This is a genomic window from Amycolatopsis vastitatis (assembly GCF_002234595.1).
In the GTDB taxonomy this organism is placed as follows: Bacteria; Actinomycetota; Actinomycetes; order Mycobacteriales; family Pseudonocardiaceae; genus Amycolatopsis; species Amycolatopsis vastitatis.
Genome location: NZ_NMUL01000012.1, coordinates 68,596 through 87,237, shown reverse-complemented (window position 1 = coordinate 87,237; position 18,642 = coordinate 68,596). Strand labels below are relative to the sequence as shown.

15 protein-coding genes are annotated in these 18,642 nt (G+C 71.4%); 10 read left to right on the top strand and 5 right to left on the bottom strand.

What is annotated here, in order from left to right; genetic code table 11:
* The first annotated feature begins 5 nt into the window (after positions 1-5).
* The 6 genes from CF165_RS14565 (at position 6) to CF165_RS14540 (ending at position 8,056) form a co-directional block, all read left to right on the top strand.
* Positions 6-284, top strand: coding sequence for a sarcosine oxidase subunit delta (locus CF165_RS14565; RefSeq protein ID WP_093948041.1), 279 nt, complete (start codon positions 6-8; stop codon positions 282-284).
* Entirely contained in the window at positions 281-2,818 is a 2,538-nt protein-coding gene (locus CF165_RS14560) for a 2Fe-2S iron-sulfur cluster-binding protein (RefSeq protein WP_093948040.1), read from the top strand. The genes CF165_RS14565 and CF165_RS14560 overlap by 4 nt, the downstream gene beginning before the upstream one ends.
* Positions 2,811-3,278 carry a sarcosine oxidase subunit gamma gene (locus tag CF165_RS14555; RefSeq protein ID WP_439098508.1) on the top strand — a complete coding sequence of 156 codons (468 nt, stop codon included), beginning with the start codon at positions 2,811-2,813 and terminating at the stop codon, positions 3,276-3,278. The genes CF165_RS14560 and CF165_RS14555 overlap by 8 nt, the downstream gene beginning before the upstream one ends.
* Entirely contained in the window at positions 3,275-4,117 is an 843-nt protein-coding gene (gene purU / locus CF165_RS14550; protein WP_093948038.1) for a formyltetrahydrofolate deformylase, read from the top strand. The genes CF165_RS14555 and purU overlap by 4 nt, the downstream gene beginning before the upstream one ends.
* 13 nt (positions 4,118-4,130) lie before the next feature.
* Positions 4,131-6,566, top strand: coding sequence for a GcvT family protein (locus CF165_RS14545; protein WP_093948037.1), 2,436 nt, complete (start codon positions 4,131-4,133; stop codon positions 6,564-6,566).
* Between the two features lie 149 nt (positions 6,567-6,715).
* Complete coding sequence (locus tag CF165_RS14540; protein ID WP_093948036.1) at positions 6,716-8,056, top strand: S1C family serine protease; 1,341 nt, start codon at positions 6,716-6,718, stop codon at positions 8,054-8,056.
* A 4-nt stretch (positions 8,057-8,060) separates the two neighbouring features.
* Here CF165_RS14540 and CF165_RS14535 read toward each other — a convergent pair whose 3' ends face one another.
* Positions 8,061-8,435 carry a MarR family winged helix-turn-helix transcriptional regulator gene (locus CF165_RS14535; RefSeq protein ID WP_093948035.1) on the bottom strand — a complete coding sequence of 125 codons (375 nt, stop codon included), beginning with the start codon at positions 8,433-8,435 and terminating at the stop codon, positions 8,061-8,063.
* 86 nt (positions 8,436-8,521) lie between these two features.
* Here CF165_RS14535 and CF165_RS14530 point away from each other — a divergent pair, with 86 nt between their 5' ends.
* Positions 8,522-9,985: an MFS transporter gene (locus tag CF165_RS14530; RefSeq protein WP_093948034.1), complete on the top strand. Its 1,464-nt coding sequence runs from the start codon at positions 8,522-8,524 to the stop codon at positions 9,983-9,985.
* Between the two features lie 180 nt (positions 9,986-10,165).
* Here CF165_RS14530 and CF165_RS14525 read toward each other — a convergent pair whose 3' ends face one another.
* Together CF165_RS14525 and CF165_RS14520 are read right to left on the bottom strand one after the other, a co-directional pair.
* Positions 10,166-11,563, bottom strand: coding sequence for an MFS transporter (locus CF165_RS14525; protein ID WP_093948033.1), 1,398 nt, complete (start codon positions 11,561-11,563; stop codon positions 10,166-10,168).
* Positions 11,560-12,018, bottom strand: coding sequence for a carboxymuconolactone decarboxylase family protein (locus CF165_RS14520; RefSeq protein ID WP_093948032.1), 459 nt, complete (start codon positions 12,016-12,018; stop codon positions 11,560-11,562). The genes CF165_RS14525 and CF165_RS14520 overlap by 4 nt, the downstream gene beginning before the upstream one ends.
* Before the next feature lie 47 nt (positions 12,019-12,065).
* Here CF165_RS14520 and pdxR point away from each other — a divergent pair, with 47 nt between their 5' ends.
* Positions 12,066-13,466, top strand: a complete 1,401-nt coding sequence (gene pdxR / locus CF165_RS14515; RefSeq protein WP_093948031.1) for a MocR-like pyridoxine biosynthesis transcription factor PdxR — start codon at positions 12,066-12,068, stop codon at positions 13,464-13,466.
* A gap of 24 nt (positions 13,467-13,490) precedes the next feature.
* Here pdxR and CF165_RS14510 read toward each other — a convergent pair whose 3' ends face one another.
* Entirely contained in the window at positions 13,491-14,291 is an 801-nt protein-coding gene (locus tag CF165_RS14510) for a hypothetical protein (RefSeq protein WP_093948030.1), read from the bottom strand.
* A gap of 259 nt (positions 14,292-14,550) precedes the next feature.
* Between CF165_RS14510 and CF165_RS14505 the strand changes: the two genes are divergently transcribed.
* Positions 14,551-16,131: a substrate-binding domain-containing protein gene (locus CF165_RS14505; RefSeq protein ID WP_093948029.1), complete on the top strand. Its 1,581-nt coding sequence runs from the start codon at positions 14,551-14,553 to the stop codon at positions 16,129-16,131.
* Positions 16,132-16,141: 10 nt separating this feature from the next.
* Entirely contained in the window at positions 16,142-17,875 is a 1,734-nt protein-coding gene (locus CF165_RS14500) for a hypothetical protein (protein ID WP_093948028.1), read from the top strand.
* On the opposite strand, the gene CF165_RS14495 is transcribed toward CF165_RS14500, so the two are convergent.
* Complete coding sequence (locus CF165_RS14495; RefSeq protein ID WP_240521602.1) at positions 17,869-18,588, bottom strand: class I SAM-dependent methyltransferase; 720 nt, start codon at positions 18,586-18,588, stop codon at positions 17,869-17,871. The two genes, CF165_RS14500 and CF165_RS14495, sit on opposite strands and share 7 nt — an antisense overlap.
* Positions 18,589-18,642 lie beyond the last annotated feature (54 nt).

The window sequence follows — 18,642 nt, the reverse complement described above, 5'->3', positions numbered from 1 at the left end:
TTCCCGTGCAACTGATTCCCTGCCCGTGGTGCGGGCCACGCGAGGAAGCCGAGTTCCACTACGGCGGCCAGGCGCACGTCGCTTACCCGTCGGATCCGTCGGCGTTGTCGGACGAGGAGTGGGCGAAGTTCGTCTTCTTCCGCGAGAACCCGAGCGGGCCGTTCGCCGAGCGCTGGAGCCACTCCGCGGGCTGCCGTCGCTGGTTCAACGCCGTTCGCGACACCCGCACCCACGACCTCTTGGCGGTCTACCGCCTCGACGAGCCCAGGCCGGTGATCTCGTGACCCGACTGTCCGGAGTCCCCCTCAAGTTCACCTTCGACGGCCGCGAGCTGACCGGTTTCCTCGGCGACACCCTGGCTTCCGCGTTGCTGGCCAACGGCATCCACCAGGTCGCGACCAGCATCAAGTACGGACGGCCGCGCGGCATCGTCGGTGCCGGCGTCGAAGACTCGAACGCCTTGGTGCAGATCGAAAAGCCGTTCCCCGAGCCGATGCTGACCGCGACCACCGTCGAGCTGTACGACGGTCTCGAGGCGCGTGGCCTGCGCGGTCAAGGCCGCCTGGCCGCCGAGCCCGACCCGGCGCGCTACGACACGAAGTACGCCCATTGCGACGTACTGGTGATCGGCGCCGGGCCCGCGGGCCGCGCGGCCGCTGCCGCCGCGGAAGGGCGCGTGCTCCTCGTCGACGACCAACCCGGCGGCGAAGCTCCCGAGGGAGTCCGGTTCCTCTCGCGCACCACGGCGTTCGGCATCTACGACGACGGGTTCGTGCTCGCCTTGGAACGCCGGGGCGAACCCGCGGCCCCGGAGCGCATCTCGCGTCAGCGGGTCTGGCGGATCCGGGCGAAGCGGATCGTCATCGCGACCGGCGCCCACGAGCGGCCGATCGTCTTCCCGGACAACGACCGCCCGGGCATCATGCTCGCTTCCGCCGCTCGCACGTACCTCAACCGGTACGGCGTGCTCGCCGGACGGCGCGTGGTCGTGTTCACCACCAACGACTCCGCCTACGACGCCGCCTCCGACCTGGCGGAAGCCGGGGCCGAGATCGTGCGGATCGTCGACGCCCGCGCGGGATACGGAGTCATCGGCACCGACGGCGACGGGCACGTCACCGCCGCGCACGTCGCTCGGCTGGGGTCGCTGGAGGGGGAGCGGGTGCCCTGCGATCTGCTGCTCGTCTCCGGCGGCTGGAACCCGGTCGTGCACCTCTACAGCCAGGCTCGCGGCACCCTCCGGTACTCGCCGGAACTGGGCGCGTACGTCCCCGACGGCGATCTGCCGACCGTGAGCGTGGCCGGCGCGGCCGCCGGGGAAGGACTGCCGGAGACCAAGGTGCTCTGGCAGGTCCCGGCCCCGGAGTCCGAAGTGGACACCCGGTTCGTTGACCAGCAGCGCGACGCCACGGTGTCCGACGTCCTGCGCGCGACCGGCGCAGGCCTGCGCTCGCTGGAGCACATCAAGCGCTACACGACCATCGGCACCGCGCACGACCAGGGCAAGACGTCCGGCATGCTCGCCGCCGGCATCACGGCCGAAGCCCTCGGCGTCGACCTTGCGACCCAGCGGCCGACGACGTTCCGCCCGCCGTACACGCCGGTCTCGTTCGCCGCGCTGGCCGGCCGGAACCGCGGTGAGCTGCACGATCCCGTGCGCGTCACGACGATCCACCCGTGGCACGTCGAGCACGGCGCCGAGTTCGAGAACGTCGGCCAGTGGAAGCGGCCGTGGTACTACCCGCGGCCCGGCGAGTCGATGCACGACGCCGTCCGGCGCGAATGCCGCGCCGCGCGCAACGACGTCGCGCTGATGGACGGGTCCACTTTGGGCAAGATCGACGTCCAAGGCTCGGATGCCGGCTGGTTCCTCGACATGCTTTACACCAACATGATGAGCAACTTGCGCGTCGGTCGCATCCGCTACGGCGTGATGTGCGGCGTCGACGGCATGGTGATCGACGACGGCACGGTGATCCGTGTCGCCGAGGACCGGTTCCTGGTCACCACGACGACCGGTAACGCGGCGAAGATCCTCGAGTGGATGGAGGAGTGGCTCCAGACGGAGTGGCCGCACCTCGACGTCTTCGCGACGTCGGTCACCGAGCACTGGGCCACGATCCCGCTGGTCGGTCCGCGTTCGCGGAAAGTCCTCAGCCGCCTCGCGCCGGACCTCGATGTCTCGAACGACGCTTTCGGGTTCATGACCTGGCAGGACGCCGAGGTCGCCGGAATTCCGGCGCGGGTCTGCCGGATCAGCTTCTCCGGCGAGCTGGCCTACGAGATCAACGTCCCGTCGTGGCACGGCCCCGCGCTCTGGCAGTCCATAGTGGACCTGGGTGCCACGCCGTACGGCACCGAGACCATGCACGTCCTGCGCGCCGAGAAGGGCTACCCGATCATCGGCCAGGACACCGACGGCACGGTCACCCCGCACGACCTCGGCCTGTCCTGGGCCGTGTCCAAGAAGAAGGCCGACTTCATCGGGAAACGCTCCTTCACCCGCGCCGAGAACAACCGGCCCGACCGCAAGCACCTGGTTGGGTTGCTCCCGGTGGAGCCGTCGGTGCTGCTGCCGGAGGGCTCACAGATCATCGAGTCCGAGGTCATCCCCGAACCGCCGGTGCGGATGCTCGGCCACGTCACCTCCAGCTACGACAGCGCTGCCCTGGGCAGGACCTTCGCGCTCGCCCTCGTCCGCTCGGGCCGCGAGCGGATCGGCGAGACGCTGTATGTGCCGGTCGGCGACCAGGTGGTGCCGGTGACCGTGACCGAATCCGTGCTCTTCGACAAGGAAGGAGCCCGCCGTGATGGTTGACGCGGTCGACGAACCGTTCCGCACCCAGCTCACCGTCCGCCTCCGGGACGGGCGCACGCTGCTCGGCGTCGACCTGCCCGGGCCGTGCACCTTCACCAGCGGCAACGGGGTCGACATCCTTTGGATGGGTCCGGACGAGTACCTCGTGCTCGCCGAGCCCGGGCGCCAGGCCGAGCTGGAAACCGCACTCCGGGAGGAAGGCGCGGCGGCGGTGGTCGACGTCTCGGCCCAGCGCAACGTCGTGCGGCTCACCGGCGAGCACGCGGCCGACGTGCTGGCGCACGGGTGCTCGATCGACCTGGAGTCGTCGCCTCCGGGTACGTGCGTGCAGACCTTGCTGGCGCGCACGGGAATGGTGCTGATGGCCCGGGAAGACGGCTTCACGATCCTCGTGCGCCAGTCCTTTTCGGACTACTTCAAGGCGTGGCTGACCGACGCGAGTCTGGAGTACGTGTCGTGACCTTCACCCTGACGCTCAAGTGCCCGGAACGCTCCGGGATCGTGCACGCCGTCACGACGTTCCTCGTCGGGCAGGGCTGTGACATCGTCGAGCACCAGCAGTTCGACGACGACGTCCGCGGCTCGCTGTTCCTCCGCACGTCCTTCACCCGCACCGAACAGACCACAGTGGACGATCTCACCCGCGCGTTCGCCCCGGTGGCCGGGGACTTCGGCATGGAGTTCGAGTTCTCCGACGGCACCCCGCCGCGGATCCTGGTGATGGTTTCGAAGTTCGGGCACTGCCTCAACGACCTGCTCTTCCGCTGGCGCGCGGGCGGCCTCGGCGCCCATGTCACCGCCGTTGTTTCCAACCACGAGGACCTGCGGCCGATGGCCGAGGCCGCCGGAGTCCCGTTCGTGCACGTCCCGGTCACGCCGGAGACCAAGCCGGAGGCCGAGCAACGGCTGCTCGACCTCGTCGGCGAGTACGAAGCAGACTTGATCGTCCTGGCCCGGTACATGCAGGTGCTGTCGAACGAGCTGTGCCAGAAGCTCGAAGGCCGCGCGATCAACATCCACCACTCGTTCCTGCCCGGGTTCAAGGGCGCCAAGCCCTACCACCAGGCCTACGACCGCGGCGTCAAGTACGTCGGCGCGACCGCCCACTACGTCACCCCCGATCTCGACGAGGGCCCGATCATCGAGCAGGAGGTCCAGCGCGTCGACCACACCTACTCGCCGCGCGAGCTGGTGACCGTCGGCCGCGACGCCGAAGCTCTGGCCCTGTCCCGCGCGGTGCGCTGGCACTGCGAACGCCGCGTCCTGCTCAACGGCAACAGCACTGTTGTGTTCCGGTAGAAGGAGTTCCGCCATGAGTGCACCGAAGGTCGTGATCATCGGCGCCGGCATCGTCGGCGCGAACCTGGCCGACGAGCTGACCGCCCGAGGCTGGGCCGACGTGACCGTGCTCGACCAGGGCCCGCTGCCGCGCACCGGCGGGTCGACGTCGCACGCGCCGGGGCTGGTGTTCCAGACCAACCCGTCGAAGGCGATGACGGAGTTCGCCCGGTACACCGTCGAGAAGTTCCTGGAGCTGGGGTGCTTCACCCAGGTCGGCGGCATGGAGGTGGCGACCACGCCGGCCCGCTGGGAGGATCTCAGGCGCAAGCACGGCTGGGCGACGTCGTGGGGGGTGCCCGGGCAGCTGATCGATGCCGAGGAATGTGTCCGGCGGTGGCCGCTGCTCGACGGTTCGCGGATCTTCGGCGCGCTGTACGTCCCGACCGACGGGCTCGCGCGGGCCGCCAAGGCCGTCGAGGTGCTGGCCGCGCGGGCGGGTTCGCGCGGGGCGCGGTTCGTCGGCTCGACGCGCGTCACCGACGTCCTGCAGGACGGGGGGCGCGTCACCGGCGTCCGCACCGACCAGGGCGACTTCCCGGCCGACGTCGTCGTGTCGTGCGCCGGGTTCTGGGGCCGCGAGATCGGCGCGATGGCGGGCATGGACGTCCCGCTGCTGCCGCTGGCGCACCAGTACGCGAAGACCGGGCAGGTCGCGGACCTCGTCGGCCGCAACACCGAAGAGGCCGAGGCGAGCCTGCCCATCCTGCGCCACCAGGACCAGGACCTGTACTTCCGCGAGCACGTCGACCGGCTCGGCATCGGCTCCTACGCGCACCGGCCGATGCCCGTCGACGAGTCCACTTTGGACCTCGCGGTGAGCGACACGGCCATGCCGTCGATGCTGCCGTTCACCGAGGACGACTTCGCGCCGTCGTGGGAGCAGAGCAAGCTGCTGCTGCCCGCGCTGCGGCAGACCAAGGTCGAGGAAGGCTTCAACGGCATCTTCTCGTTCACCCCGGACGGCCTGTCGCTGATCGGGGAGTCGGCCGACGTCCGCGGGTTCTGGCTCGCCGAAGCGGTGTGGGTGACGCACTCCGCCGGCATCGCCAAGGCCGTGGCGGAGCTGCTGGTCGACGGGCACTCCGAGACCGACGTGCACGAGGTCGACGTCCACCGCTTCGAAGAGGTCCAGCTCGCGCCGTCGTACGTGAGCGAGACGGCGCAGCAGAACTTCGTCGAGGTCTACGACATCCTGCACCCCTTGCAGCCCAAGCTTTCCCCGCGTGACCTGCGGGTGACGCCGTTCCACACGCGGCAGCGCGAGCTGGGCGCGGTGTTCCTCGAGGCGGGCGGCTGGGAACGGCCGCACTGGTTCGAGGCCAACGCGCCGCTGCTCAAGAAGCTGCCGCACGACTGGCTGCCGCCCGCGCGGGACGCGTGGTCGGCGCAGTTCCACTCGCCCATCGCGGCGGCCGAGGCGTGGCACACGCGCAACGGCGTCGCGCTGTACGACATGACGCCGTTGAAGCGGGTCGAGATCAGCGGGCCGGGATCGCTGGAGTTCCTGCAGTCGCTGACCACGAACCAGCTGGACAAGTCGGTCGGCTCGGTCACCTACACGCTGATGCTGGACGCCGCCGGGGGCGTCCGCAGCGACGTCACGGTCGCGCGGCTGGAGCCGGAGGTGTTCCAGGTCGGCATCAACGGCACCACCGACGTCGACCACTTCGTGAAGCACGCGCCCGCCGGTGTCCAGGTCCGGGACATCACCGGCGGGACCTGCTGCGTCGGGGTGTGGGGCCCGCTGGCGCGGGACCTCGTGCAGCCGCTGAGCCGCGAGGACTTCTCGCACACGGGGCTGAAGTACTTCCGGGCGCGCAAGGCGCGGATCGCCGGGGTGCCGGTCACCGCGATGCGGCTGTCCTATGTGGGCGAGCTGGGCTGGGAGATCTACACGAGCGCGGACAACGGCCTCCGGTTGTGGGACGCGCTGTGGGCGGCCGGGCAGTCCCTGGGCGTCATCGCGGCCGGGCGGGCGGCGTTCAACAGCCTGCGGCTGGAGAAGGGCTACCGGCTGTGGGGCACCGACATGACCACCGAACACGACCCCTACGAGGCGGGACTGGCGTTCGCCGTGCGTCCGGCCAAGGGCCCCTTCCTCGGCCGGGACGCGATCGAGGGCCGCAGCGAAGAGACCGCGTCGCGGCGGCTGCGGTGCCTGACGATCGACGACGGCCGCACGGTCGTGCTCGGCAAGGAACCGGTGTTCGTCGACGGCGTCGCCGCGGGTTACGTCACCAGCGCCGCGTACGGGTACACCGTGGGCCGGCCGATCGCCTATGCGTGGCTGCCGGCGTCGGCGGACGTGGGGAGCGGCGTCGAGATCGAGTACTTCGGACGCCGGGTCGCGGCCACTGTGGCCGCCGAGCCGCTGGTCGACCCCGGCATGGAACGGATCAGGCGGTGACGGCGCGGGCGTAACATCGGTCACGTCAGGTCGGTCTCGGCGCTCCCACGGGGAATCCACAGCAAGTCCACGGAACCGGACAAGGAAATTCTCAGGATCGAGGCGTTTCCTGGTACGAGCCGGAGGCTTGTCGAGGGCTGGAGCTGTGCATGAGCGAGTACGACCGAGGACGCCCACGCGGCGGCGAGTACCCGTACGGCTACGGCCAGGACGGGTACTCGCCGGACTACTACGGCCAGAACGGGTATCCGCAGGACAACCAGGGTTACTACCAGCAGCAGTACGACCAGCCCCGTGACCAGTGGGGACGCCCGTATTCGCCGTACACGCAGCCGGGCTACGCCTACCCGCAGCCCGCCTACCAGCCACCGGTGCCGCCGCGCCGGCGTCACCCGTTCCGCGCGTTCACCGTCGCCGTGGTGGCGGTCGCCCTCGCCGTGGTCGCCGGGCTCGGGATCGGGCACGTGATCTCGGGGGCGAACAGCCCCACGGCGAGCGGCAACCAGAACTTCGGCTTCTCCGGGCAGCCCAGCGCGGCGAAGACGGTCCTCGACGTCGACGCCGTGTCGGCGAAGGTCAACCCGGCGATCGTCAACGTCAACACCGAGCTGGGGCTGCAGGGCGCGGCCGCGGCGGGCACCGGCATCGTGCTGACCCCGGACGGCGAGGTGCTCACCAACAACCACGTCGTCGCCGGCGCGACCAGCATCAAGGTCACCAGCATCGGCACCGGCAAGACGTACAAGGCGCAGGTCGTCGGCTACGACCGCAGCGAAGACGTGGCGGTCCTGCAGCTGCAGGGCGCGTCCGGGCTGACGGCCGCGACCATCGGCGACTCGTCCGCGGTCAAGGTGGGCGACCAGATCCTCGGCCTCGGCAACGCGGGCGGCCGCGGCGGCGACCCGGTGGCCGCGCCGGGCACCGTGACCGCGCTGGACCAGTCGATCACCGCCTCGGACGAGTCCAGCGGGTCGTCCGAGCAGCTCACCGGCCTGATCCAGGTCCGGGCGAACATCGAGTCGGGTGACTCCGGCGGCCCGCTCGTCAACGCGGACGCGCAGGTGATCGGCGTCGACACCGCCGCGTCCACCGGCTACCAGCTGAACGGGCGCCGCAGCGGCGGCGCCGGCCAGGGCTTCGCCATCCCCATCACCAAGGCGGTCGACATCGCCCACCAGATCGTCGCGGGCACCGCGTCGGACAAGGTCCACATCGGCAAGACGGCGTTCATCGGCGTTTCGGTCTCGGACTCCCAGGGCCAGGGAGCCCAGGTCCGCCAGGTCGTCCCGCGCGGGCCGGCCCAGCAGGCCGGCCTCGCGGCCGGGGACGTGATCACGGCCATCGACGGCAAGGCGATCGACTCGGCGACGACGCTGACGAACGTGATGGACACCCACCACCCGGGGGACCAGCTGACGCTGACGGTCACGGACGCCTCCGGCGCCCGGCAGCAGGTGCCGGTCAAGGCGATCGAAGGGCCGGTCGGCTGAGGCGTCAGCGCAGCGTTTCGTTGAGCACTTCGCGGTGCGTCCGCTTCGCGGCGAGGTAGCGCTCGCGGCCGGCGTCGGTGAGGGTGACGAAGATGCCGCGCCGGTCCACTTCGCACAGCGCGCGTTCGACCAGGCCCTCCTTCTCGAGGCGGGCGACCAGCCGTGACGTGGCGCTCTGGCTGAGGTGGATGGCTTCGGTGAGGTCGGCCGACCGGCATTTGGAGTCGCCGGTCGCGACCCGCTCGAGGGCTTCGAACTCGTTCGCGCCGATGCCGTGGCGCTCCTGCAGACGGCACTCGAGCGTGCTGAACACGGCCGAGTAGCGGGCCAGCAGCTCGTGCCACTCCTGCACCAGTTCTTGTTCAGCGACGTCGCTCACGGCGGCCAACTTACCATGCACGGGCATCTGATGCAAACGCATTAAATGCGTAGACATTAGATGCGTGCGCATGTACTGTCGCCGCCATGAGCTCTTCCGTGTCTTTGTCCACCACTTCAACCCGGTGGGACGCACGTCTCTGGGGTGTCCTGCTCACTGTTTCGATCGTCATCGGTCTCGACGCGCTCGACGTGTCGATGGTCGGGGTCGCGCTCCCCGCCATCCAGGCCGACCTCGGCCTGTCCACCAGCGCGCTGCAATGGGTCGTCAGCGGGTACGTGCTCGGCTACGGCGGGCTGTTGCTGCTCGGCGGGCGCACCGCCGACCTGCTCGGCCGGCGCCGCGTGTTCCTGGTCGCCGTCGCCGTGTTCGCTCTGGCCTCGCTCCTCGGCGGCCTGGTCGACGACGGCGCGCTGCTCATCGCGAGCCGGTTCATCAAGGGCCTGGCGGCGGCCTTCACCGCGCCGGCCGCGTTGTCCATCATCACCACGACGTTCCAGGAGGGCCCGGCCCGCAACAAGGCGATCAGCATCTTCGCCGTGTTCGGGGCCAGCGGCTACTCCGCCGGGCTCGTGTTCTCCGGCCTGCTGACCGAGGTCGGCTGGCGCTGGACGTTCCTGCTGCCCGCGCCGATCGCGCTGGTCGCCCTGGTGGCGGCGTGGAAGCTGATCCCGTCGTACCAGCGGGAAGAGGGCCGCGGCTACGACTTCCCGGGCGCCATCACCGGTGCGGCCGGCTCGCTCCTGCTGGTGTTCGGCGTGGTCGAGGCGCCGGAGGTCGGCTGGGCCTCGGCGCGCACGCTGATCACGTTCGCCGTCGCGCTGGCCTTGCTGGTGACGTTCGTGGTCATCGAGAAGCGCAGCCGCCACCCGCTGCTGCGCTTGGGCATCCTGCGCTCCGGTCCGCTGGCCCGCGCCAACCTCGGCGGCGCGCTGTTCTTCGGCGCGTACATCGGGTTCCAGTTCGTCGTGATGCTCTACCTGCAGCGGGTGCTGGGCTGGTCCGCGCTGCAGACCGCGCTCGGCTTCCTGCCGGCGGCGCTGATCGTGGCGTTCGGCTCCCCGCGCATCGAGCCGCTGATCGACCGCGTCGGCACGCCGCGCACGATCTTCGCGGGCGTCGTCGCGCACGTCATCGGCTACGCGCTGTTCCTGCGGATCGACGAACACTCGGGCTACGCGTGGAGTGTCCTGCCCAGCATGATCCTGCTCGGCATCGGCTTCACGCTGGCGTTCTCGTCACTCAACATCCAGGCGACGGCCGGCATCGCGGACGACGAGCAGGGCCTGGCGGGCGGCCTGCTGAACACGTCACTGCAGGTCGGCGGCGCGATCGGGCTCGCGGTGGTGACGGCGGTCCTGACCGCCAACGGCGGCCGCGAGGCCTCCCCGGCCGCGCTGCTGACCGGGCTGACCCCGGCGCTGAGCGTGGTCACCGGCATCGCGGTGCTGGGCCTGCTGGTCGCGGCCTCGGGCCTGGTGGCCCGGAAGCGGACGGCCCCGGCTCCGGCGGTGGCGGCGGAGGAGGACCTGCTCGCGCTCGCCGACTGACAGAAGCGCCCCAATGTGGCGTTCGGTGCGTCCAGCGCACCGAACGCCACATTGGGTGCGTTGGACGCAACCAACGCCACATTGGGGCGCTTTCCCGGCACTGTGGAAAACCGAGGCTTCCCGCGCGGAGGGCACCGAGATTTGTCGGTGCCCTCCGCTAGCGTGGAAAACGGGGGCTGCTCAGCCGGCCGGGACCACCGCGGGGGCGGGCGCGCGGCTGAACCGCAGTGCCGCCACCGCCGTCACCGCGATCCCGGCCGCGGCCAGCAGCACCGCCGTGCGCAGACCGTCCACTGTGGCCAGTTGCAGGGCCTCGCCGGACAGCCCGTGGGTGCCCGCGTTGGCCACCGCGACGAACACCGCCAGGCCGACCGTGCCGCCGATCTGCTGCGCCGTCGATGCCACGCCCGAAGCGATTCCCTGGGCCCGCGCCGGGATCCCGGCCGCCGCCGCGCCGAACATCAGCGTGTACCCGGCGCCCTGGCCGAGGCCCAGCACCACCAGCGCGGGCACCAAGGCCGCGTAGGACGCCTCCGCCGTCATCGACAGCCCGAGCAGCACCGCGCCGAGCCCGCCGGTGGCCAGGCTCGCCACCAGCGTCGGGCGGGTGCCGTAGCGGGTGGCCAGCCGGCCCGCGGCCTGCGAACCCGCGGCGATCGCGACCATCGGCACGCCGAACGCGAGCCCGGTCGCCAGCGCGCCGTAGCCGTGCACGCCCTGGAAGTACCCGGTGAGGAAGTACAGCAACGTCCCGAACGTGCCCATGTAGCAGAACGTCACGACGACGCCGGTCGCGAGGTTGCGCTCCCGCAGGAGCCACAGGGGCAGCAGCGGGTCGCGGCCCCGGCGTTCGATCACGGCGAACGCGCCGAGCGACACCAGCCCCGCCGCCGCGGCGGGAAAAAGGACCGTCCAGCCGAGCTCCGGGCCCTCGACGAGGGCGAACACCACGAGCGTCGTGCCGAGCGTCGCGGTCAGCGCGCCGCCGAGGTCGAACCGGCGGCCCGGCTCCCTGGCCGGATCCGCCGCCAGCAGCGGGAAGGCGAGCACCGCGGCGGCCGCGGCCAGCGGGACGTTCACGAAGAACACCGCCGCCCAGCCGAACGCCTGCGTCAGCACCCCGCCCAGCAGGGAGCCGAGGATCATGCCGCTGCCGCCCGCGGTGCCCCAGACCGCGAACGCGCGGTTGCGCTCGCGTCCGGCCGCGAAGCTGGTGCTGACCAGCGTCAAGGTCGCCGGGAAGAGCAGTGCCCCGCCGAGGCCCTGCCCGGCCCGGGCCCCGACGAGCAGGCCGGGGTTCCCGGCCAGCGCGCCCACCAGCGACGAGCCGGCGTAGAGCGCGCAGCCGAGCGCGAAGATCCGGCGCGGGCCGAACAGGTCGCAGGCCCGCCCGCCCAGCAGCAGGAACCCGCCGAACGCCACGGCGTAGGCGCTCACCACCCACTGCAGGGTCTGGGTGGAGAAGCCGAGTTCGCGGCCGATGTCCGGCAGGGCCACGTACACGATGTTGTAGTCGAGGGAGATGATCAGCTGCGCGAACGCCAGCAGCGCCAGCACCGCGCCCGGCCGGCGGGTCACCGGGCCACCCGCTCGTCCGTGCCCGGCACCTTCGCCGTCGTGATGGCGATGCGGTTCCACGTGTTGATGGTGAAGATCAGCGCGAGCAGCTGGGCCAGCTCCTCCTCGCCGAACTGGCCGGCGGCGCGGGCGTATACGTCGTCGGGCACGCCGCCCGAAACCAGCGTGACCGCTTCGGTGAGGGCCAGCGCGGCCTGCTCCTTCTCGCTGAAGAAGTTCGTGGCTTCGTGCCACACGGCGACCATGTGCAGCCGCTCCTCGCTCTCACCTGCCTTGCGGGCGTCGGAAGTGTGCATGTGCAGGCAGTACGCGCAGCGGTTGAGCTGCGACGCGCGGATCTGGACCAGCTCGACCAGCGCGGGGTCCAGCCCGGCGCGGGCGGCGGCGTCGAAGCCGATCAGGGCCTTGAAGGCCTTCGGGGCGGTCTTGGCGAAGTTGAGGCGGGAGTTCGTCATGGCCAGAAATCTAAGGCCCAGTTGACCCGCATGTAGGGTGCACTTCCATGGCAAAAGAATGGGTCAATTCGGGGGAGCGGCTCGGCGCCGACCTGCACCTGGAGCTGGCGGGCGCCGGCGGCAAGCGGGCGGCGCTCATCGCCGCGCTGCGGGACGCCGTCCGCGCCGGACGGCTCGCCCCGGGCACCCGGCTGCCGCCGTACCGGTCACTGGCCGCCGATCTGGGGCTGGCCCGCAACACCGTCGCCGACGCCTACGCCGAGCTGGTCGCCGAGGGCTGGCTCACCGCCGTCCAGGGCTCCGGCACCCGGGTCGCCGAGCGGGCCGAGCCCCTCGAACCGGCGCGGACGCCCAAAAAGGCGCCGGGCGCACCGGAACCCCGGTACAACCTCAGGCAGGGCCAGCCGGACGCGACGTCGTTCCCGCGCACCGAATGGCTCGCCGCCGCACGCCGCGCGCTGAACCTGGCCCCGCACGACGCTTTCGGCCCCGGCGACCCGCGCGGGCGTCGCGAACTGCGGGAGGCCCTCGCCAAGTACCTCGCGCGGGCGCGGGGCGTGCGGACGTCTCCGGACCGGATCGTGGTGTGCTCGGGGTTCGCGCACGCGCTGCGGCTGCTTTTCCCGGCGGTGCTGCCGGGGCCGCTCGCGGTCGAGTCGTACGGCCTCGCGTTCCACCGCTCGATCTTCGCCACGGCCGGCGTCGAGACGATTCCCCTTGCCCTGGACGAAAACGGCGCGCGCGTCGAGGACCTGGACACGCCGTCGGTGCTGCTCACCCCCGCGCACCAGTTCCCGACCGGCGGCCCGCTGCACCACGACCGCCGCGCCGCGGTCGTCGGCCACGTCCGCGCGACCGGCGGTGTGCTGATCGAAGACGACTACGACGGCGAGTTCCGCTACGACCGCAAGCCGGTGGGCGCGGTCCAGGGCCTCGATCCCGAGCACGTCGTCTACGCCGGTTCGGCCAGCAAGAGCCTGTCGCCCGCAGTGCGGCTCGGCTGGCTGGCGCTGCCCGCCCACCTCGTCGACGCCGTGCTCGCGGCGAAGGGCGAACGCGAGGCGTGGGCGGGCGTGCTCGACCAGCTGACCCTGGCCGAGTTCATCCGCTCCGGCGCCTACGACCGGCACATCCGGCGGATGCGCCAGCGCTACCGCCGCCGTCGCGACCTGCTCCTGGCGGCGGTCGCCGAACGGGCACCGCACGTCGTGCCCACCGGCATCGCCGCCGGCCTGCACGCCGTGCTGCGCCTGCCACCGGGCACCGAGGAGTCGGCCCGCAAGGCCGCGGCGTGGCAGGGCCTCGCGCTCGACGGCCTGGCCGCCTTCCGTCACCCGGCGGCTACTATGTCCACAATGGACGGACTGGTCGTCGGCTACGCGACCCCGTCCGAACACGCCTACCCCGCGGCCCTCGACACGCTGTGCCGCGCCCTGCCACCCGCGTGAGTTCACGGCGGCAGAGGCCGCGACCTAGCCGACGATGTCGATCTCGAACGGATCCGCCGAGCTGTAGTTGATGTCCGCCCACACCGCGCCCGGCAGGTCGTACCGCCGGTGGGAGGTCAGCTTGTTGTTGTACCCCGGCGTTTGCGCAGGGTTGTGGCCGACGCCCTGGCGGTCGTTGCCCCACGCGAAGATGTCGCCGATCCACATGGGCTTCGAAAAGCCGTCGTTGCCGAGCCGCGGCCGGATCACGACCGCCGCGCCGGGGCTGCCGGACAGGAACACCCGCACGGCGTGCTGTTCGGCGCTCGGCGGGGTGACGGTGATGCGTTCCATGATCTCCACTCCAGTCGAGGCGGGCTCGTCGCCGTCCACGCCGGGCCAGTAGTCGACGACGGACGAGACGTCGTAGCCCGGGGCGACGTTCCCGAGGTACTGCTTGGCGATCGCGCCGTCGGGGATGGTGGGATCGCCGTCGTAGTGGGCGATCCAGTAGTGCGGTTCGGCGACGCCGGCGGAGGAGAACGCCGACCGGACCGCGGGCCAGGTCGACAGGCTGCAGTAGACGGTCGGGACCGCGCCCGCCTCGCGGCGCATGCGGACCCAGCCCGGCGCCTCGCCCGGCGTGGCGTCGCCGGGCTCGATGTCGAGGACGTGACCGTCGTTCGTGTCCGCCTTCTTGACGATGGTGACCTTGACCGCGCGGGGAAAGCGCGCCCAGTCCTCGGCCGACCACGGTATCAGCTTGATCCGGTCGATATATCCCGCGACCATGCGGGCGTCGCCGGGGATGTTCGCGGCCGTGACCGCGTCGTACATCGTGCGCACGGGTTGCGTCTCCGTTCGGTGCCGTGTCGCCGTTCCGGGGACGGCGAAATCGTCTCCGCGATCCGCCATCGTGCTATTACCCACGTGGGACGGAGGTCAAGCGAGAAACGTTACGCAGTTCTTGTCAATCACCAAAATGGCCGCAGCGCGCAATTCCTTCACCTCGGGTTCACGCGCCGATGGTCACTTTCCGCTGTCGGTACTGGCTTCCCGCTCACCCGGCTGGCAAGCTGCCAGCACTTCTCGAGGAAGGACGTGCATGGCGGCACACCCGGTGCGGGCCCGGCGGATCGACGCGCGGGTCGTCGTCCTGAGCGCGCTGCTCGTGGTCGCCCTGCTCGCCTGGGCCGGGGTCGACTACCTGAAGGACCGGCTGGCCGGCGGCGGCTGCGACACGACGACGCCGGTGCACCTCACGGCCGCGCCCGATGTCGCGCCGGTGCTCACCACGCTCGCTGGGTCCGTCCCGGAGGGCGACTGCTACACCGTCGAGGTCACCGCGAGCCCGTCGGCCGCCACCGCGGCGGCGCTGGAGGCCAACGGCGCGACCGGCCCGGACGTCTGGGTGCCCGAGTCCAGCACCTGGCTGCTGCAGGCCCGCGACGGCGGCGCGTGGAACCTCCCCGAGTCCGGGCAGCCGGTGGCGAGCTCGCCGGTGGTGCTGGCGCTGACCGACGACGTCGCGAAGCAGGCAGGCTGGCCCGGGAAGTCACCGTCCTGGTCGGATGTCCTCGCGGGCAGCCCGGTCGGGCTGCCCGACCCCAGCCGCGACCCCGCCGGGATCGCCGCGTTGATCGGCCTGCAGCAGCTCACCAAGGACGCGCCGGACCCGGGGGCGGCGTTCACCGAGGAAATCCGCAAGCTCTCGGCGGTGAAGGAGCCGTTCACCGCGTCGCCCGCGTCCGAGCAGTCGGTGCTGGCCCGCAAGCTGGTCGCCGCCTACCCGGCGGCCGGGGTGCCGAGTTTCGACTACCCGTACGTCGTGCTGCCGCGCGCGTCGGAGGCGTCGCGGTCGGCGGCCGAGCGGTTCCTGCGGCTCCTGCTCGACCAGACCGCCACGAAGGCGTTCGCCGACGCGGGTTTCCGGACGCCGTCCGGGCAGCTGCTCGGCGACCGGCCCCGGGACACCCGCACGAACGCCGCGCCGCGGCCGGCCGGCCCACCCGCGCCCGAAGCGATGTACGGCGTGCTCCAGGCGTGGGCCGGGGCGAACCTCAGCGCCCGCGTCCAGGTGCTGCTCGACGTGTCCGGCTCGATGGCCGCCACCGTCCCCGGCACCGGGCGCAGCCGGATGGCGCTCACGCTCGAAGCCGCGACGCAGGGGCTCGGGCTGTTCAAGCCGACGACCGAGATCGGCCTCTGGCTGTTCTCGACCAAGCTGGACGGCGCCAAGGACTACAAGGAACTGCTGCCGATGCGGCCGATCTCCCAGCAGATCGCCGCGGGTGCGGTGGCGACGCTGCAGGCGGTCAAGCCCAAGCCCGGCGGCGCGACCGGGCTGTACGACTCGATCCTCGCCGCGTACCAGAACGCCCGGCAGAGCTGGCAGCTCGGCCGGATCAACGTCGTCGTCGTGCTCACCGACGGCCGCAACGAGGACAGCGACTCCATCGGGCTGCCCGGCCTGCTCGCCGAGCTGAACCGGCTGCAGGACCCGCGCAAACCGCTGCCGGTGATCGGGATCGGCATCGGCCCGGACATCGACGCCGGCGAGCTGCGGCAGGTCTCGGCCGCGACCGGCGGCGAGTCGTTCACCACGCCCGACCCGCGCAAGATCTCCGACGTCTTCTACCAGGCACTGAGCAGGCTCATGTGCCAGCCGCCCGCCTGCAAGAATTGAGGACCCCGTGTTGGTGCTGACCGAAAAGCCCGCGTCACGGGCCATCCGAAGACCATCTGCTCTGGTCGTCGCGGCGTTCGTCGCCGGAGTCGTGCCGTTCGCCCTGCACGCGTGGGCGGCCCTGCACGGCAGCTTCGCGCAGGACGACTTCGTCGTGACCCACCAGGCGGCCGCGGCCGGGCCGTTCGACCTCGGGTACCTGTTCCAGGACTACCACGGGCACCTGATGCCGGGCGGGTTCTTCCTCGCCGCCCTGCTGACGTGGTGGGCGCCGCTGAACTTCCCCGTGCTGGTGCTGCCGCTGCTGCTGATGCGGGCACTGGCGACGGTGCTGTTCTGGTGCCTGCTGGTGCGCTGCTTCGGCCGCCGCTGGGCGATCCTCGTGCCGTTCACCGTGTTCACGGCGTCGACGTTGCTGCTGGTCCCGACACTGTGGTGGTCCTACGGCAGCCAGCTGGTGCCGGTGGTGCTGGCCGCCGCCGGCGCGCTGCACGCGCACGTCCGGTTCCTCGCCGACGGCGGGCGCTGGTGGCTCGGCGCCTTCGCCTGGACGCTCTTCGGCCTGGCGTTCTACGAGAAGGCCGCGGTGATCCCGCTGCTGCTGGCCGGGGTGACGGTCCTGCTCGGCCGGTCGTTCCGCGAGCACGCCCGCTACTGGGCGGCCCAAGCCGTGCTGCTGGCCGGGTTCGTCACCGTCTTCTTCCTGGTGACGTCGAGCCAGGTCGGGCAGGGTGAGCAGCCGATGTCGGCGGGCACGGTCGCCGACCTGACCGGCCGGATGCTCGGCGACACCCTGCTGCCGGGCCTGGCCGGCGGCCCGTGGTCCGGCCCCGGACCGGGCGCGACCTGGGCGCCGTCGCCGTTCGTGGTCGTCGTCGTGCTGCTCGCGGTCGCGCTGGGCGTGGTGCTCACCGGGGTGCGTGCCGGCGGACGGCGCGCGTGGGGCGCCTGGGCCCTGCTCGCGACGCTGTTCGCGGTGGACGTCGGCCTGCTCGCGCTGACCCGGCTGCGCGAGGTCGGCCCGTCCGCCGGGGACGATCCCCGGTACGTCGCCGATTTGGCGCTGTCGGCCGCGTTGTGCGGAGCGTTCGCATTCCTGCCGCCCGGATCGCCGTCCGGAAAGCGCGAGCGGCCGGTCGCGCTGATCTTGAGCGTCTTGTTGATCGTCAGTTCCGCGGTGGGTTTCGCGCGCCTTTCCCCGGCAATGCGGTTCGAACATTCCGGCCAATACATCGGGAATGTCCGGGCCGCGGTCGCCGAAGATCCCGATCTGGTCTTCTACGACACCTTCGTGCCTTCCGACGTGGTGCACGAATGGTTCGGGGCGGACTCGCGCGCGTCCCGGGTGGTCGGCCTGCTCCCCGGCACCCACTTCGACCAGCCGACGAGCCGGATGCACGTGCTCGACGACACGGGCACGCCCCACCGCGTCACCGGCGTGGACCCGGTTTCCCGCGGGGTGCCCGGCCCGGTGCCGGGCTGCGGGAACGCGATCGGCGAGACCCTGGTGCGCATCCCGCTGGACGCGCCGGTCCTCGGCCGGTACCTGCTCAAGCTCGATTACTACACTTCGGACGGTGGCGAAGGCCTCGTCGAGCGGACGCCGGTGTGGTTCCAGGCCGGGCTGCACACGCTGTACCTGCCGGTCGACGGCCTCTTCGACCACATTGGCGTGCAGCTGTCGAGCCCGGGCGCGCCGGTCTGCGTCGCGAAGGTCGAGGTCGGGAAGCCGGTGACTCAGTAGGGGTCGTACGGGCTGTCGTGGCCGAACAGCCGGGCCAGCGGCCGCAGCCGCAGGCGCAGCAGCACCTTGATCCCGACGTTGCGCAGGAACCACGGCAGCTGTGCCAGCACGCGCACCCGGTCCGCCGTGGACGGTGGCGCCAGCCGGAACCGCGCCAGCGACGTCGCCCGGTCCAGATAGGTGTACCGGCGTCCGAAGAGGACCTTCGCGATCGTGCCGAGCGTGACGCCGATCGACGAAAAGCAGTCGTGGACCAGGATTTCCGCACCCGGCGGCAGGTGCGCCGACCAGCGCAGGTCGTCGGTGTAGGTCCAGTAGTCGTGCTTGCCGTCGATGTAAAGCAGCTGTATGGGCCGGTCCCAGTCAGGGCGCAGTTCCGTGCTGTAACCGGCGACGAGCTCGACGACGTCGTCCAGCCCGGCCCGGCGGATGTTGCGCTCGAACAGCTGCCGCGTCGGCGATCCGCCGAACAGCCTGCCGTCGACGAACGGGTCGACCGCGATCACCGTGGCGCCGACCGTGCGGGCCGCGGCGCCCAGGACGATCGTGGATCGCCCCTGGTGGCTGCCGATTTCCAGGATGACGTCGCCCTTCTCCAGGCGGCGCGCGGCCTGCCACAGGGCTTCGCCCTGCGCGCGCGTCATCCAGCCCTTGACCGGCTCGGCCAGCGCCCACGCGTCGGCGAATCCGTCCGCCGTCACCTCTGCGGTCATGGGCACACCTGCCTGTGAACTCGGGAACCGGAAAATCGTCGGCACATGGTAGCC